This window comes from Methylobacterium mesophilicum SR1.6/6 (genome assembly GCF_000364445.2).
In the GTDB taxonomy this organism is placed as follows: Bacteria; Pseudomonadota; Alphaproteobacteria; order Rhizobiales; family Beijerinckiaceae; genus Methylobacterium; species Methylobacterium mesophilicum_A.
The window spans coordinates 6121235-6135368 of the sequence record NZ_CP043538.1 but is presented as its reverse complement, the minus strand read 5'-3'; the positions used below and the strand labels follow the sequence as shown (position 1 = coordinate 6135368).

General features: G+C 68.6%; 12 protein-coding genes. 7 read left to right on the top strand and 5 right to left on the bottom strand.

Annotated elements, in window-relative coordinates:
* The first annotated feature begins 272 nt into the window (after nucleotides 1-272).
* The 3 genes from MMSR116_RS29275 to MMSR116_RS29265 all read left to right on the top strand — a co-directional run bounded on the left by MMSR116_RS29275 (nucleotide 273) and on the right by MMSR116_RS29265 (nucleotide 3592).
* On the top strand, nucleotides 273-2435 hold the full coding sequence (locus MMSR116_RS29275) for a TonB-dependent receptor (protein ID WP_010684449.1): 2163 nt from the start codon (nucleotides 273-275) through the stop codon (nucleotides 2433-2435).
* Nucleotides 2436-2684: 249 nt separating this feature from the next.
* On the top strand, nucleotides 2685-2912 hold the full coding sequence (locus MMSR116_RS29270) for a hypothetical protein (protein ID WP_158169238.1): 228 nt from the start codon (nucleotides 2685-2687) through the stop codon (nucleotides 2910-2912).
* Between the two features lie 392 nt (nucleotides 2913-3304).
* The gene (locus tag MMSR116_RS29265; protein WP_010684448.1) at nucleotides 3305-3592 is read left to right on the top strand and encodes an MTH1187 family thiamine-binding protein; all 288 of its coding nucleotides are present in this window, start codon (nucleotides 3305-3307) and stop codon (nucleotides 3590-3592) included.
* Between the two features lie 47 nt (nucleotides 3593-3639).
* On the opposite strand, the gene MMSR116_RS29260 is transcribed toward MMSR116_RS29265, so the two are convergent.
* Nucleotides 3640-3813, bottom strand: coding sequence for a metallothionein (locus MMSR116_RS29260; RefSeq protein ID WP_010684447.1), 174 nt, complete (start codon nucleotides 3811-3813; stop codon nucleotides 3640-3642).
* A gap of 156 nt (nucleotides 3814-3969) precedes the next feature.
* Between MMSR116_RS29260 and MMSR116_RS29255 the strand changes: the two genes are divergently transcribed.
* Both MMSR116_RS29255 and MMSR116_RS29250 read left to right on the top strand, forming a co-directional pair.
* Complete coding sequence (locus MMSR116_RS29255) at nucleotides 3970-6288, top strand: FdhF/YdeP family oxidoreductase (RefSeq protein ID WP_010684446.1); 2319 nt, start codon at nucleotides 3970-3972, stop codon at nucleotides 6286-6288.
* A 45-nt stretch (nucleotides 6289-6333) separates the two neighbouring features.
* A complete protein-coding gene (locus MMSR116_RS29250; protein ID WP_010684445.1) occupies nucleotides 6334-7698 on the top strand; it encodes a pentapeptide repeat-containing protein in 1365 nt (454 codons plus the stop codon).
* 46 nt (nucleotides 7699-7744) lie between these two features.
* On the opposite strand, the gene MMSR116_RS29245 is transcribed toward MMSR116_RS29250, so the two are convergent.
* Both MMSR116_RS29245 and selA read right to left on the bottom strand, forming a co-directional pair.
* A complete protein-coding gene (locus tag MMSR116_RS29245) occupies nucleotides 7745-8215 on the bottom strand; it encodes a MarR family winged helix-turn-helix transcriptional regulator (RefSeq protein WP_010684444.1) in 471 nt (156 codons plus the stop codon).
* Nucleotides 8216-8356: 141 nt separating this feature from the next.
* Nucleotides 8357-9766: an L-seryl-tRNA(Sec) selenium transferase gene (selA, locus tag MMSR116_RS29240; protein WP_010684443.1), complete on the bottom strand. Its 1410-nt coding sequence runs from the start codon at nucleotides 9764-9766 to the stop codon at nucleotides 8357-8359.
* 223 nt (nucleotides 9767-9989) lie between these two features.
* On the opposite strand from selA, the gene MMSR116_RS29235 reads away from it, so the two are divergent.
* Nucleotides 9990-11420, top strand: coding sequence for a mannose-1-phosphate guanylyltransferase/mannose-6-phosphate isomerase (locus MMSR116_RS29235; RefSeq protein WP_010684442.1), 1431 nt, complete (start codon nucleotides 9990-9992; stop codon nucleotides 11418-11420).
* A 136-nt stretch (nucleotides 11421-11556) separates the two neighbouring features.
* On the opposite strand, the gene MMSR116_RS29230 is transcribed toward MMSR116_RS29235, so the two are convergent.
* Nucleotides 11557-11922, bottom strand: coding sequence for a hypothetical protein (locus MMSR116_RS29230; RefSeq protein ID WP_010684441.1), 366 nt, complete (start codon nucleotides 11920-11922; stop codon nucleotides 11557-11559).
* Nucleotides 11923-11966: 44 nt separating this feature from the next.
* Complete coding sequence (locus MMSR116_RS29225; RefSeq protein ID WP_010684440.1) at nucleotides 11967-13064, bottom strand: aldo/keto reductase; 1098 nt, start codon at nucleotides 13062-13064, stop codon at nucleotides 11967-11969.
* Nucleotides 13065-13160: 96 nt separating this feature from the next.
* On the opposite strand from MMSR116_RS29225, the gene MMSR116_RS29220 reads away from it, so the two are divergent.
* On the top strand, nucleotides 13161-14066 hold the full coding sequence (locus tag MMSR116_RS29220) for a LysR family transcriptional regulator (protein ID WP_039893409.1): 906 nt from the start codon (nucleotides 13161-13163) through the stop codon (nucleotides 14064-14066).
* The last annotated feature ends 68 nt before the right edge of the window (nucleotides 14067-14134 follow it).

The following is a 14134-nucleotide window of genomic DNA, read 5'->3' as shown; positions in this document are numbered from 1 at the left end:
CCGCTCGGATGCGTGTGTTGCCGTTTCGCAACAGGAAACTCAATAGATTTCTGGATTATAACTCGTCTAAATTAAATTGCAGTCCGGACAACCAGATCTCTCTGTGAGATGCGTGACAGACCGGAATCGCTCTTAGATCAATTATAGATTTATTGTGTCCGTCGCGCCGGAATAAATCTTGATGCGCATCGTGCCGCGAAAGTATCTCCGCATCCGAAGGCAAACAGCTTTTCGATACGTATCGGCTTCCGTGCGGAGCCGCGGAGTGAGTGATGCGCAGGACCTTCCCGTTTCAGCTTGTCGGGCTTCTCTTGACGACCACCTTCACTGCGACGACAGCGCCGGCGCAACAGGGCGCTGCTCCCGCCGAACTGGGTGAAGTCGTTACGCTGGACCAGCTCACGGTCGAAGGTGCAGGCGAGCGCCTGGAACCGCAGGGGGGCGTCACCATCGGCTATCTGACCAAGCAGACGCGGAGCGCCACGAAGACGAGCACGCCGGTCATCGACATCCCGCAATCCATCACCGTCGTTCCGCGTGAGCAGTTTCTCGATCAGAACTACCAAAACCTGACCGAGCAGCTGCGCTTCGTGCCGGGCCTGATCCCCGCGCAGGGCGAGAGCAATCGCGATCAAGTTCTGATCCGCGGCCAGAACACCAGCGCGGACTTTTACATCGACGGTATCCGCGATGACGTCCAATATTTCCGCGATCTGTACAATATACAGCGGATCGAGGTTCTGAAGGGGCCGGACTCGCTCATCTTCGGCCGCGGCGGCGGCGGCGGCGTCATCAACCGCGTTCTCAAGGAGGCGGACGGCTACCGAGTCCGGGAGGTCGTGGCCGGCGGCGGCCAGTTCGGCGACAAGCGCGTCGCCGTCGATGTCGGCGACCGGATCAGCGACAGCGTCTTCTTCCGCCTGAACGGCGTGTTCGAGGATTCGGGGACCTACCGCCAGTTCGGCGACCTGACCCGCTACGGCGTCAATCCGACCGCCACCGTCCTCATCGGCCCGCAGACGACGCTGAAGCTCTCGTACGAATACTTCCACGACCAGCGCTTCCCCGACCGGGGTATCCCCTCGCAGTTCGGTCGCCCCTACCGGTACCGCGACAATATCCGGACCTTCTTCGGCAACCCGAACGTGAATGCCACGAAGGTCGATGCCAATATCGCGACCGTGCAGCTCGATCATCAGTTCGACTCGGGAGTCGAGATGCACAGCCAGCTGCGCTTCGCCGATTATGACCGGTACTACGTCAACACGCTTCCGGGCGGCGCCGTGAACGCGGCCGGGACCGCCGTGACCATCACCGGGTACCGCAACGACACGCCGCGGACCAACTACTTCAGCCAGAACGATTTCACGTACAGATTCCTGACCGGGGACATCAAGCACACGCTCCTCGGGGGCTTCGAACTGGGCTACCAGGAGGGGTTGGCCTACCGGCAATCCCTGTTCTTCGGAAATGGCCTCGCGAGCAGCGTCGTGGTCAACCCGCTCCGCCCGCTGACCTTCTCGCCGACCTTCCTGCGCAACAACGGCACGACGGATTCCAACGCGCGCTACAGCCTCGGCCTCGCCGCCGTCTACGCGCAGGACCAGATCGACGTCACGGACTGGCTGCAGCTCGTCGGCGGCCTGCGGTACGACCATTTCGACTTCGCATCCACGGACCGGCGCACGCTGCTGACCAACACCCGCGTGGACGATCCGATCTCGCCGCGCGCCGGTCTCGTGCTGAAGCCGCTGCCGAACCTCGCCCTCTACACGAGCTACAGCGTCTCCTATCTCCCTTCGTCGGGAGACCAGATCGGCAACTTCACCCCAGGCTTGGTCATCGCGAAGCCGGAGCAGTTCGAGAACACCGAAGTCGGCATCAAATACGACGTCAACCCGCGCTTCCAACTCACCGCGGCGGCCTACAACCTGGATCGTTACAACCAGCGCCTGGCCGATCCCAACAACCCCGGCTTCTTCATCCTGTCGGGAAAGACCAATACCCGAGGCTTCGAGATCGGCGCCAACGGGTACGTCACCGACTGGTGGCAGATCGCGGGCGGCTATGCCTTCACCGATGCACGCATCGCCAGCGCGACCTCGGCCATCATCGTGGCCGGGAACACGGTGGGCCTCGTACCTTTCAACGCCTTCACGCTGTGGAACAAATTCGATGTGAGCCAGGCCTTTTCCATCGGCGTCGGCCTCCTGAACTACGCACATACCTTCGCAGCCTCGGACAACACCGTTCGCCTGCCGGGCTACACCCGGATCGATCTCGGATTGTTCTACAACATCAGCGAGTCCGTCCGCGCTCAGGTCAATATCGAGAACTTGTTCGACCGACGCTACATCGCTACGGCTGACAACAACAACAACATCACGCCGGGCGCTCCCCGGACGATCAGGGCGCAGATCATTGCCCGGTTCTGATCGCGGCCGTTCTCGAGTCGCGACGGCGGCAGGCGTGTCCGCGCTTGCGAAAAGCGGACGCACAAGCGTCCGCCCGCCCGCCCGCCGGGGCGGCTGAGTCGGTATTGATCTACCGCAACCCTCGCTTTGGCTCTTCGGCCCAGAATTGCCACGCTGTCGCTAGGGGTGACAGCCGCTACCGCTGGCGTCTCGGTCGACTTTTCCTCCCCCGAGATGCCGGCGGTGGCGTCACCCGCCGAGGCCGGCGCCATGTCAGACGACGAGGGCGACGCATCCGGGCCACCGCCGTCGTTCGTCCGGACGCGGTACACGTTCGTCTTGCTCAACGAACGCGCCGAGTGGTGCGATCTTCGCTCACTCTACGCCGTCGACGATGCCGAGGCCTTGGCGGTATCCAAGGCTCTGGCGAAGGGTCGACCCTTTGAGATGTGGCATGGCTTCCGCTGTGTCGGCGTCTTCTCGGGCACGGAGCATTGAACGCGCGCCCACCCGAGCCGATCATGCGCGGAGGGCCCTTGCCACGCCTCAACCTGCCCGCCGGACGGTGATCGTCCCGCTCGGCTCCCTCGGGCTCGGGCTCGTCGGGGCGGGCGCTGCGCGACCTCCGCAGGTGCCGCACGGTCTCGGCATTCCGCGTTGCGATCCCCAAACAAGGACCGTACGATTGCCGTCTCGAACTCCGGTCAGTCCGGGAAGGTGCGCGTCCGGAACCGTCGCAATGTCGCGGCGCCCTCGGCGCGGCATCGCATGTTGAACCGCGCGATGGAGCGTCGGATGCTCCCGCCTTCCAAGCTGACGACGTGGGCTCTATTCCCGTCACCTGCTCCATCCCGCACCGGGGTGAGCCTTTTCCGGATCAGGCCAGCATCATGAAGGTTTCGGCGGACCTGTGTATCGTCCCGATGGGCGTCGGCCCGTCGGTCTCGCCGTACGTGCGCGCGATCAAAGGGATCATCGAGGCGAGCGGCCTGACCGCCACGATGCACCCCAACGGCACCAACATTGAGGGCGAACTCTCGGAGATCTGCGCCCTCGCCGAGCGATGTGAGGCCAAGCTCGCGGAAATGGGGGTGCAGCGCACCTTCTTCACGCTGATCTTCTCGACGCGACGGGACAAGGACCAATCCATGGCCGACAAGCTGACCGCCGTCTCCTGAGGCGGCGCGCGGCGCGATTGCCGCGCGGATCTGGTTCCGAGGCTGCCTCAGCCGTGGCAGGTGCAGCCGGCATTCTCGCAGCCGGCGTGATCCTTGTGCCCGTCGGCGCATTCGTCACAGCAATACGCCTTGCCGTCCCGGGACACCGCCTTGCTCACCGGAATCACGCAGACGCAGTCCTGGCAGGCACATTTCACCATGTCGACATCGACGCTGGCCATGGTCTCCTCCTCGCTTCTTGTGTCTAGCGGTCGACGTTAGATCCGCCGCCTCGGGAAAGGAAGCCGGGCGGGGCCGCAGTGACGCGCCCGTGATCCCATTCCGCGCCTCGCGCGTTCCCCCGGTCCGGTCGCTGGCGTGCCGGATGGGAGGACGGCATGGCCGAGCAAGAGACCGGTGCAGTGCGGATCGAGCCCTATGACGGCCCGGCAGGCGGCTGGGGCTCCGCGCGCTCCCTGGTCGAGATCCTGACGCGTGAGGGCGTGCCGGTCACCGGCTCGGCGATGCTGCTGAAGCAGAACAAGCCGGACGGGTACATGTGTGTGTCCTGCGCCTGGGCGAAGCCCGCCAAGCCGCTCGCCTTCGAGTATTGCGAGAACGGCGCCAAGGCGACCGCCTGGGAGCAGACGCGACGGCGCGCGACCCCGGATTTCTTCGCCGAGCACACCGTGACCGAGCTGCTCGGCTGGAGCGACTATGCCCTGGAGGAGCAGGGCCGCCTCACGCATCCCATGCGGTACGATCCGGCGACCGACCGCTACCGGCCCGTCTCCTGGGGCGAGGCGATGGGCGAGATCGGCCGGGAGCTGGCGGCGCTCCGCGCGGAGGATCCGCGCGCGGTGGTGTTCTACGCCTCGGGCCGCGCCTCCCTCGAGACCAGCTACATGTGGGCGCTCCTGGCCCGGCTCTACGGCAACAACAACCTGCCGGACTCCTCCAACATGTGCCACGAGCCGACCTCCGTGGCGCTGCCGCAATCGATCGGCGCGCCGGTGGGCACGGTGCTGCTGGAGGATTTCGAGACCACCGATCTGATCTTCTTCTTCGGCCAGAACGTCGGCTCGAACGCGCCGCGGATGCTGCACCCGCTCCAGGAGGCGCGGCGCCGGGGGGCGCAGATCATTACCTTCAACCCGCTGCGCGAGCGCGGCCTGGAGCGCTTCACCGATCCGCAATCGCCGGTGGAGATGCTGACCCGCTCTTCCACCCGAATCTCGACCCAGTATCATCCGGTGAAGGCGGGCGGCGACCTCGCGGCGATCACCGGCCTGTGCAAGGCCCTCCTCGCCATGGACCGCGAGGCCGTGGCCGCCGGCCGGCCCGGCGTGCTCGACCACGCCTTCATCGCCGAGCACACCCACGGCTTCGATGACTTCGTCCGGTTCTGCGAGGGTCAGGACTGGGCGGCGCTGGAGCGGCGCTCCGGCCTGTCGCGCGCGGCCCTGGAAGCCGCCGCCGCCGCCTATGCCCGCGCCAAGGCGGTGATCGGGGTCTACGGCATGGGCCTGACGCAGCACCGCAAGGGCACCGAAACCGTCCGGATGCTGGTCAACCTGCTGCTGCTGCGCGGCAATATCGGCAAGCCCGGGGCCGGAATCTGCCCGGTGCGGGGCCACTCGAACGTCCAGGGCCAGCGCACGGTCGGGATCACCGAGAAGCCGGAACTGGCGCCCCTGGACAAGCTCAAGGAGCTGTACGGCTTCGAGCCTCCGCGGGAGAAGGGGCTGAACACGGTCGAGGCCTGCGAGGGGATCCTCGACGGGCGGGTGAGAGGCTTCGTGAGCCTCGGCGGTAATTTTGTCCGCGCGATCCCCGATACCGGGCGGATGGAGCCGGCGTGGCGCCGACAGCGCCTGACCGTTCAGATCTCCACCAAGCTCAACCGATCCCACCTCTTGACCGGGGCGGTCGCCTACATCCTGCCCTGCCTGGGCCGGATCGAGATCGATCGGCAGGCGAGCGGGCCGCAGGCCGTGTCGATGGAGAGCTCCACCGCGCAGTTCCACGGCTCACGGGGCACGGCCGACCCGGTGGGGCCGCAGGTGCGCTCCGAACCCTGGATCGTGGCGGAGATCGCCAAGGCGACCCTGCCCCCGAACCCGCGCGTCCCGTGGGATTCCTGGGTCGCCGACTACGCCCGCGTGCGCGACGCCATCGAGGCGACCTACCCGACGGTGTTCCACGACCTGAACGGCCGGATGTTCCAGCCGGGGGGGCTGATCAAGCCCCTCGGGGCGCGGGACCGGAAGTGGGAAACCGAGACCGGCAAGGCGAACTTCGCGGTGCCGGAGGGTCTGGAGGCCGACCCCGACCTGCCGCCCCGCAGCCCGGACGTGCTCGACCTCATCACGCTCCGGTCGAACGACCAGTTCAACACGACGGTCTACGGCTACGACGACCGCTTCCGCGGCGTGAAGGGCACCCGCGACGTGCTGTTCATGAACCGGCGCGACATCGCCCGGCTCGGGCTCGCGGACGGCGGCGGTGTCGACGTGGAAACGGAGGCCGGCGATCGGGTGAAGCGGCGCGTCGGCGGCCTTCGCGTAGTCGCCTACGACATCCCGGAGGGCAATTGCGGCGGCTACTATCCGGAGCTGAACGTCCTTCTGCCCCTGTGGCACCATGACGAGCAGTCCAAGACACCGGCCGCAAAGGCCATCACCGTGCGGGTGACGCCGGTGGCCCGTCCCGGCTGAGGGAACCGTCTGGCGCATCGGCGCGCGCTCCGGCAAGGATCCGCGATGGATCAGGCGACCCCACCCGACGCGCGGCCGGACACGCGCCTCTCCGATCTCCTCGACCGGATCGCCGCCGGGGCGCCGCTGCGGGAGCCGGGAGCCGACCTCTCGCACCTGAGCGCCTCCCGCGACGCTCTGGCCACGCTGCCCGGCCTCGGGGTGGCTCCGGCCGCGGATCCCGAATCCGGCGGCCTGCCGCTCGCGGGGGCCGACCTGTCTCGCGCCCGGATGGAGGAGGCCGATCTCACCGGCGCGAACCTGCGCCGGGCCAACCTCGCCGGCGCTGTCGGGCGCTCCACCCGCTTCGCCGGCGCGATCCTGGAGGCGGCCGACCTCTCCGACGCCGATCTTTCCGGCGCGGACTTCACCGACATCGTCGCCGGACAGGTGAAGTTCACCGGCGCCATGCTGGAGGACGCGCGGTTCGGCCAAGCCGCGATGCGCTTCGCCGACCTGTCCGGTGCTCTCCTGGACGGGACAGACTTCGCGGGCGCCGACCTCTGGGGGGCGGATTTCTCCGGGGCGGACGCGGACGACACCGTGTTCCGCGCCGCGCGTCTCGACGAGGCCAAGCTCGCCGATACCAACCTCACCCACGCCGATTTCGCCGGCGCGAGCCTGACGAAGGCGACACTGGCGGGCTCGCGGCTGCGTGGGGCCAACTTCGCCGGTGCGAAGCTCGACGGCGCCGACCTCTCCGGCGCCGACCTGTCGGACACCGACCTCGTGCGGCTGAACCTTGCCACCTGCCGGTTGAAGCACGCCCGCTTCGCCGGCGCGTGGCTCAACGGCACGCGGATGAGCGTCGAGCAGCTCGGGGGCGCCGTGGGCGAGGAGGTGGCCGGCGCCTACGAGGCCGCGCAGGCGAGCTATCTCGCCCTGGAGCAGAACTGGAAGAGCATCGGCAGCCACGATGCGGCGAGCTGGGCCTACAAGCGCGGCCGCCGGATGGGACGCTTCCACGCCGGGCGGCAGGCCCGCGATGCCTGGACCGACCGGGACTGGACCGGATTGGTGCGTCACGGCTACCGCTGGACGGCCGACCGCTTCGTCGAGTGGCTGTGCGACTACGGCGAAAGCCTGTCGCGCATCGCCCGGGCCTTCGCGCTGCTGATCGTCGTGTTCGCGGGCCTGTTCGGGCTGACCGGCGGCCTGTTCATCGTGGAGGGGCCGGAGGCGGGCCCGACCTACAATCCCCTCGATCTCCTGAGCTACAGCGCCCTCAACATGATGACGGCGAACCCGCCGGAGATCGGCCTCAAGCCCACCGGCCGCGTCACCAACCTGCTGGTCGGTATCGAGGGCGGCGTCGGCATCATCCTGATGGGGCTCTACGGCTTCGTCCTGGGCAACCGGTTGCGGCGATGATCGTCTGCGGAGCCGCGTCAGCGGCGCCCTCCAGGAACGCGCCGCCCTATTCCCCCTCGCTGAGCCGCTCGATGACGAGGCTCAGATCCTTGCGCAGGGCGCGGATCTCCGGCTCGCTGAGTTCGAGCTGGCACATCACGCTCTCCCGGACCGAGACCGCCTCGGAGCGCAGAGCGGCGCCCTGCGGGGTCAGCGCGATCTCCACCTCACGCTCGTCGGACTGGCGGCGGGTGCGGCGCAGGAAGCCGGCGGTCTCCAGGCGCTTGAGAACCGGCGTCAGCGTGCCGGAATCGAGGCGCAGGCGTCGGCCGATCTCGGAGACCGTCACGCCGTCCTGCTCCCAGAGGACCAGAAGAACGAGGTACTGCGGGTAGGTCAGACCGAGCCGTTCGAGGAACGGCCGGTACGACTTGGTCATCCGGTGCGCGGCCGCGTAGAGCGCGTAGCACAGCTGATTGTCCAAGAGGAGCGGATCCACCTCGCGCTCCACCTCCATCGTCTCGACAGTGGGCACCATATCGTTCGCCTATCGCGGTCCGGGCACCGCTACTCTCGACCGCGACCGCGGATGGATCCGTATAGCACAACACGCGAGGCCAGCGCACAAGGTCCGGCCCGGCAACAGGATTTCGCACAGCGGGGTGCGGTTCACGATTCGTTAGCCCGGCCGTGGGAGCGCCGCCAACGTGTCGAGGAAGCCGGCCTCGTCCTCCAGGGTCCGGAGATCCAGGAGGATCGCGTCGCCGCTGATGCGGCCGATGACCGGCACTGGCAGGGCGCGCAGGCGCTCGGTCAAGCGCTTGCAGCGCCCGCCGGCGCCGCGGCGCGGGTCCGCGCCGCCGACGGCCGGGGTGAGGACGAGGGCGGCGCTCGGCAGCGTCTCCACCGGCAGGGCCCCGGAGCCGATCTGGCTGATGCACGCCGCCACCGAGACCGTCGCCCATCCCGAGACCCGCTCCGCCACGGCGGGGGCGAGATCCTTCGCCCGCGCGGCGATGTCCGCACGGTCGCGCGTCAGCAGGCGGAGCGTCGGCAGTTCCTCGGCCAGCCGCTCCGGGTGGAGGTACAGCCGCAGCACCGCCTCGAGCGCCGCGTAGGTCATCTTGTCGACGCGCAGCGCCCGCTTCAGCGGGTTCTTACGGATGCGGGCGACGAGATCCTTCCGGCCGGCAACGATGCCGCACTGGACCGCCCCCAGCAGCTTGTCGCCGCTGAACGTCACCAGATCCGCCCGCTCCAGGGCCGCGCGGATGGTGGGCTCGGGCGGCAGCCCGTAGGCCGCGAGATCCGCGAGGCTGCCGCTGCCAAGGTCGTCCGCCAACGGCACACCGCGTTCCCGGCAGAGGGCGTACAGGGCCTCCGGATCCGCGGCGGCCGTGAAACCCGCGATGGCGTAGTTGCTCGGATGCACCTTCATGACGAGGCCGGTGCGCGGCCCGATCGCCTCCGCGTAGTCGCGCAGATGCGTGCGGTTGGTGGTGCCGACCTCGCGCAGGCGGCAGCCGGCCCGCACCATCACGTCCGGGATCCGGAAGGAGCCGCCAATCTCCACCAGCTCGCCCCGCGAGACGATGACCTCGCGGCGCATGGCCAGCGCGTTGAGCACCAGCAGGACTGCGGCCGCGTTGTTGTTGACCACCACCGCCGCCTCGGCGCCCGTGAGCCGGCGGATCAGGCCCTCCACGTGGTCGTCCCGCTCGCCGCGGGCACCGGTGGCGAGGTCGAATTCGAGGTTGCTCGCCTGCGTCATGACGGCGGCCACCGCCTCGGCGGCCGACCGGGGCAGCAGGGCGCGACCGAGATTGGTGTGCAGCACCGTGCCGGTGAGGTTGAAGACCGGGCGCAGGCACGGGCGGCGCTCGGCGGCGAGGCGCGCGGCCGCGGCGTCGCGGAGGGCCGCCGCATCCGGCACGCGGCCGCCCGCGGCCCGCAGATCGGCGAGCACGGCCCGGACCGCGCCCGTGAAGGCGCTCCGCCCGTAGGCGGCGAGAACCTCAGCGTCGGCACCGCCCACGAGATGCTCGACCGAGGGAGGCCGGAGCGAACCGGGCGCCACGCTGTCTGGCATCGGCCTTGTCTCTGCGGACGAACTCATACGGGATCAGACATAACAATACTCCTGTACAGGGCCAGCCTAATCCAGCGCGCGTAATCCGCGCAGGTTGTTCTGTCCCCAGCACGCCGTTAAGGCCAGATCCGGAAAACAGTGGTCGGCGGCATCCCGCCCCTTGCGGGAATGCTCCGGCCGCGCGACCACGAAGACCCGCCGAGCCCTCTCGGGAGACGCCGCCATGTCCCGATCGACCACCCTGATCCACCCGATGATCCTGTGCGGCGGGACGGGGACGCGCCTGTGGCCCGCTTCGCGGGAGAGCATGCCCAAGCAATTCGCCCGGCTGGTGGATGCGGACCGCTCGACCTTCCAGGCGACGCTGGCGCGGGTGTCGGACGCCACGGTCTTCGCCACGCCCACGGTGATCGCCTCGGCCGAGGCCCGCTTCATCGTCGCCGAGCAGCGCGACCAGCTCGGGCTCTCCGCCGCCATCCTGCTCGAGCCGCAGGGCCGGGACTCCGCCGCCGCCGTGGCGGTGGCGGCGCTCCACGCCGCGGCCATCGACCCGCAGGCCGTGGTGCTGATCATGGCCGCCGACCACGTCGTGCCCGACACAGCGGCCTACGTCGACGCCGTGCAGCGGGCCGCCGCCGGTGCGCGGGCCGGCTACACCATGACGCTCGGCATCGAGCCGCACCGGCCGGCCACCGATTACGGCTACATCCGCCGCGGCGAGCCGATCGCCGAGGCGCCGGGCGCGGCGCGCGTCGCCCGCTTCGTCGAGAAGCCCGACCGTGAAGGCGCCGAGGCACTGATCGCCGAGGGCGCGGTGTGGAATTCGGGCTACTTCCTGTTCCGCGCCGACCTGATGCTGGCCGAGCTCGAGACCTTCGTGCCCGAGGTGCTGGCGGCCGCGCGCGCGGCGCTGGAGGCGGCGGTGACCGACCTCGACTTCGTGCGCCTGGACGCAGCCGCCTTCGCCAAGGCGCCCAAAATCTCGATCGACTACGCGGTGATGGAGCGGACCGAGCGGGCCGGCGTGCTGCCGGTGTCGTTCGCGTGGTCGGATGTCGGCACCTGGGACGCGGTCTGGCAGGTGCTGGACCACGACGCGGCCGGCAATGCCGTGCGGGGCCGGGTATCACTGATCGGCACCAAGAACAGCCTCGTCCACAGCCAGGGCGAGGGCCTGACCGCCGTGGTCGGCCTGGAGGACGTGGTGGTGGTCTCCACGCCCGACGCCGTGCTGGTCGCCTCCAAGGCCCATTCGGGGCAGGTGAAGGAGTTGGTCAACGCCCTGCGGGCGGACGGCGTGCCGGAGGCGGACTCGCACCTGCGGATGTACCGCCCCTGGGGCTGGTACCAGCGGATCGACATCGGCGAGCGCTTCCAGGTGAAGCGCATCCAGGTGGTGCCGGGCGGTCGGCTGTCGCTGCAGAAGCACTACCACCGGGCCGAGCACTGGGTGGTGGTGCGCGGCACCGCCGAGGTGACGGTGGACGAGCGGGTGGTGCTGGTCCACGAGAACGAGGCCATCTACCTGCCGATCGGCTCGATGCACCGCCTCTCGAACCCCGGCAAGATCCCGCTGGAGCTGATCGAGGTTCAGGTCGGCTCCTATACCGGCGAGGACGACATCATCCGCGTCGAGGATATCTACGGGCGCTGAGGCCGAAACCGGCCGGCACGGTCCGGTGTGGGTTCGACTGTTGTGACCGGTGCGGCGGCCGGAACGCCCCTTGCGATGGGCGGGCCCTGTGGCTTCGGGATGAGCCTCAGGGCCCGCGATCGTCACGGCACGTTGGTTACGGCTTGTTGGCGGGAGCCGGATTAGTCGTCGTCGGCGGAGGCGCAGGGTTTGCCGGCGCCGTGCTGGCCGGGGGCGGAGGCGGCGCGGGAGCGTCGGCCTTCTTCTCGTCCTTGCAGGCCGTGAGGGCGAGCAGGCCGACGAGCGGCAGCAGATAGCGAATGCGCATGAGCGTTCCTCTTTGGCCAATGTGGGTGAGAGGAACGTAACGCGGCCGCTGTTTGATCCAGTCCGGATCGATCCGGGCCACGCGCCCGACGCCAGCCCGGTAGATCATGCCGCCAAGGATGCGTGCCGCCGGTTCGTCGCGGATGCACCGCCCGCAGACTGTCATTCGCGGCCGCTCGCGACCCGGCGAGGTCATGCCCGGCATCCTGCATCGCGCGGGAAGGCGGACGCTGCCTCAGATCACCGCCAGGGCTGGACTTCATACCCACCGAAGATGCGCTCGCGCGGCAAGTCGAAGATGAAGTAGGGGTTGAGCGGCGGCGGCGCGCCCACCGCGTCCAGCCTCTTGCGCTGTTCGGCGGAGAGCACGATGTCGAGCGCGGCGACGTTCTGTTGGAGCTGTTTCGGGCGGCTCGCCCCGACCAGCACCGAGGACACGCCGGTTCGCCCTGCCACCCAAGCCAGCGCCACCTCCGCCATGGACCGGCCGATCTCGCCGGCCACCGCGCGCAGCGCGTCGACGACCCGGAAGTTCTGTTCGGTGAACAGCATTCCGCCGAAGGGGTTGTCGCCGTTAAGCCGGCCGTCGCTGCCGCCCTCGATGGTCTGGCCCGAGCGGTTCGGCAGGCTGCCAGCTGGACCGGCCTCCGCGATCTTCTCGCGACCGTACTTGCCCGTGAGAAGGCCGGCGGCGAGCGGGCTCCAGGCCACCAGACCCATGCCCATCGCCGCGCCTGCCGGCAGGATGTCGAGTTCGACCCCGCGATCTGCGAGCGAGTAGCAATATTGCAGCCCGATCGGCTCCGGCAGGCCGTGCGCGCGGGCGAGCGTCACGATCTGCGCAGCATACCAGCCAGGCGCGTTCGAGAAGCCGTAGTGAAGGATATCGCCGCGTCGGACCGCATCCGTGAGAGCGCGCAAGACCTCCTCGGGTGGCGTGGTGCGGTCCCAGACGTGGGTCCAGTAGAGATCGATGAAGTCCGTGCCGAGCCGTCGCAGAGAGCCTTCCAACCCGTCGCGGATGTTGCGCGCCGAGTTGCCACCGGCCAGCGGCGTGTCGGTACGGCGGGGAAAGCCGGACTTGGTGGCGATCACCATCCGGTCGCGCAGCTTCCGCTCAGCCAGGAAGCGGCCGAGCATCCGCTCGCTCTCACCCCCTGAATAGACGTCCGCGGTATCGACGAAGTTGCCGCCCGCCTCGACATAGCCATCGAAGATCTCGCGAGAGCTTGCCTCGTCCGCACCCCAACGGCCTGCGCCGAAGGTCATGGTGCCGAGCGCCAGCGGGCTGACGAGCACACCGGAGCGGCCGAGTGTACGATAAGTCGAAAGCGTCATTGATGCCCCTCCTTCAGGATTGCAGCGGAGATAGCACCGGCATCGCTGTCGAATTACCGTTCTCATCCGGCAATGGCTTTTGAGTTCGGTGCAGCAATGGCTCGAGGCGACCTGGACGATCTGGCAGCGTTCGCGGCAATCGCGCAGGCGCGTAGCTTCACGCGGGCCGCCGCCCGGCTCGGTCTGTCGCCCTCCGCCCTCAGCCACACGTTGCGGGATCTGGAACGGCGGCTCGGCGTGCGTCTCCTCGCTCGCACGACGCGCAGCGTCGCGCCGACGGCGGCGGGCCGGCACCTTCTCAAGTCGCTCCAGCCCGCGCTGGACGAGATCGGCCAGGGGCTCGCAGCGTTAGCGGACTGGCGCGACGCACCGTCCGGCACGTTGCGCCTGACCACCTACAGTCACGGTGCCCGCACGGTGCTGGAACCACGGCTGCCACGCTTCCTGCTCGACCATCCCGACATCGCAGTGGAGGTCGTCGTGGACGACCGTTTGGTGGATATCGTCGCCGACGGGTTCGATGCCGGCATCCGGCTCGGCGACACCGTCGAGCGCGACATGGTGACCGCGCGCGTTGGCCCCGACCTCAAGACCGTCGTGGTCGGGACGCCGGACTACTTCGCCGTCCATCCTCGACCCGAGAGCCCGGCCGACCTGCGAGAGCACCGCTGCATCAACTACCGCTTGATCGGCGCTGGTGGACTTCTTCCCTGGGAGTTTGAGCGGGACGGTCGGGAGGTGAAGGTGCAGGTTGGCGGGCAACTCATTGTCAACAACGAGACGTTGGCTGCGGCTGCCGTACGGGCAGGGGCAGGGCTCGGCTACATGATGGCGCACGACGTCGCTGGAGAGATCGCCGACGGCCGGCTCCTCCAAGTGCTGAGCGATTGGTGCGCGCCCTTTCCCGGATGCCGTCTCTACTACCCGAGCCGTCAAGTCTCCCCTGCATTGCGAGCGCTAATCGACGCGCTCCGCTGGGCGGACAATGAGGTGGTTCCCTGAGTCCGAGATGTCGGCATTGCGCTCTCACGGCTCCAAAGCTGACCGTCCGGAATCCACCTTTGCCGACA

Excerpts from the sequence above, each read along its gene's own strand:
- MMSR116_RS29265 (WP_010684448.1), top strand. The coding sequence starts at position 3,305 with ATGAAGGTTTCGGCGGACCTGTGTATCGTCCCGATGGGCGTCGGCCCG.
- MMSR116_RS29225 (WP_010684440.1), bottom strand. The coding sequence starts at position 13,064 with ATGACGCTTTCGACTTATCGTACACTCGGCCGCTCCGGTGTGCTCGTC.
- MMSR116_RS29220 (WP_039893409.1), top strand. The coding sequence starts at position 13,161 with ATGGCTCGAGGCGACCTGGACGATCTGGCAGCGTTCGCGGCAATCGCG.
- MMSR116_RS29245 (WP_010684444.1), bottom strand. The coding sequence starts at position 8,215 with ATGGTGCCCACTGTCGAGACGATGGAGGTGGAGCGCGAGGTGGATCCG.
- MMSR116_RS29250 (WP_010684445.1), top strand. The coding sequence starts at position 6,334 with ATGGATCAGGCGACCCCACCCGACGCGCGGCCGGACACGCGCCTCTCC.
- MMSR116_RS29260 (WP_010684447.1), bottom strand. The coding sequence starts at position 3,813 with ATGGCCAGCGTCGATGTCGACATGGTGAAATGTGCCTGCCAGGACTGC.
- MMSR116_RS29230 (WP_010684441.1), bottom strand. The coding sequence starts at position 11,922 with ATGACCTCGCCGGGTCGCGAGCGGCCGCGAATGACAGTCTGCGGGCGG.
- MMSR116_RS29255 (WP_010684446.1), top strand. The coding sequence starts at position 3,970 with ATGGCCGAGCAAGAGACCGGTGCAGTGCGGATCGAGCCCTATGACGGC.
- MMSR116_RS29270 (WP_158169238.1), top strand. The coding sequence starts at position 2,685 with ATGTCAGACGACGAGGGCGACGCATCCGGGCCACCGCCGTCGTTCGTC.
- MMSR116_RS29235 (WP_010684442.1), top strand. The coding sequence starts at position 9,990 with ATGTCCCGATCGACCACCCTGATCCACCCGATGATCCTGTGCGGCGGG.
- MMSR116_RS29275 (WP_010684449.1), top strand. The coding sequence starts at position 273 with ATGCGCAGGACCTTCCCGTTTCAGCTTGTCGGGCTTCTCTTGACGACC.
- selA (WP_010684443.1), bottom strand. The coding sequence starts at position 9,766 with ATGCCAGACAGCGTGGCGCCCGGTTCGCTCCGGCCTCCCTCGGTCGAG.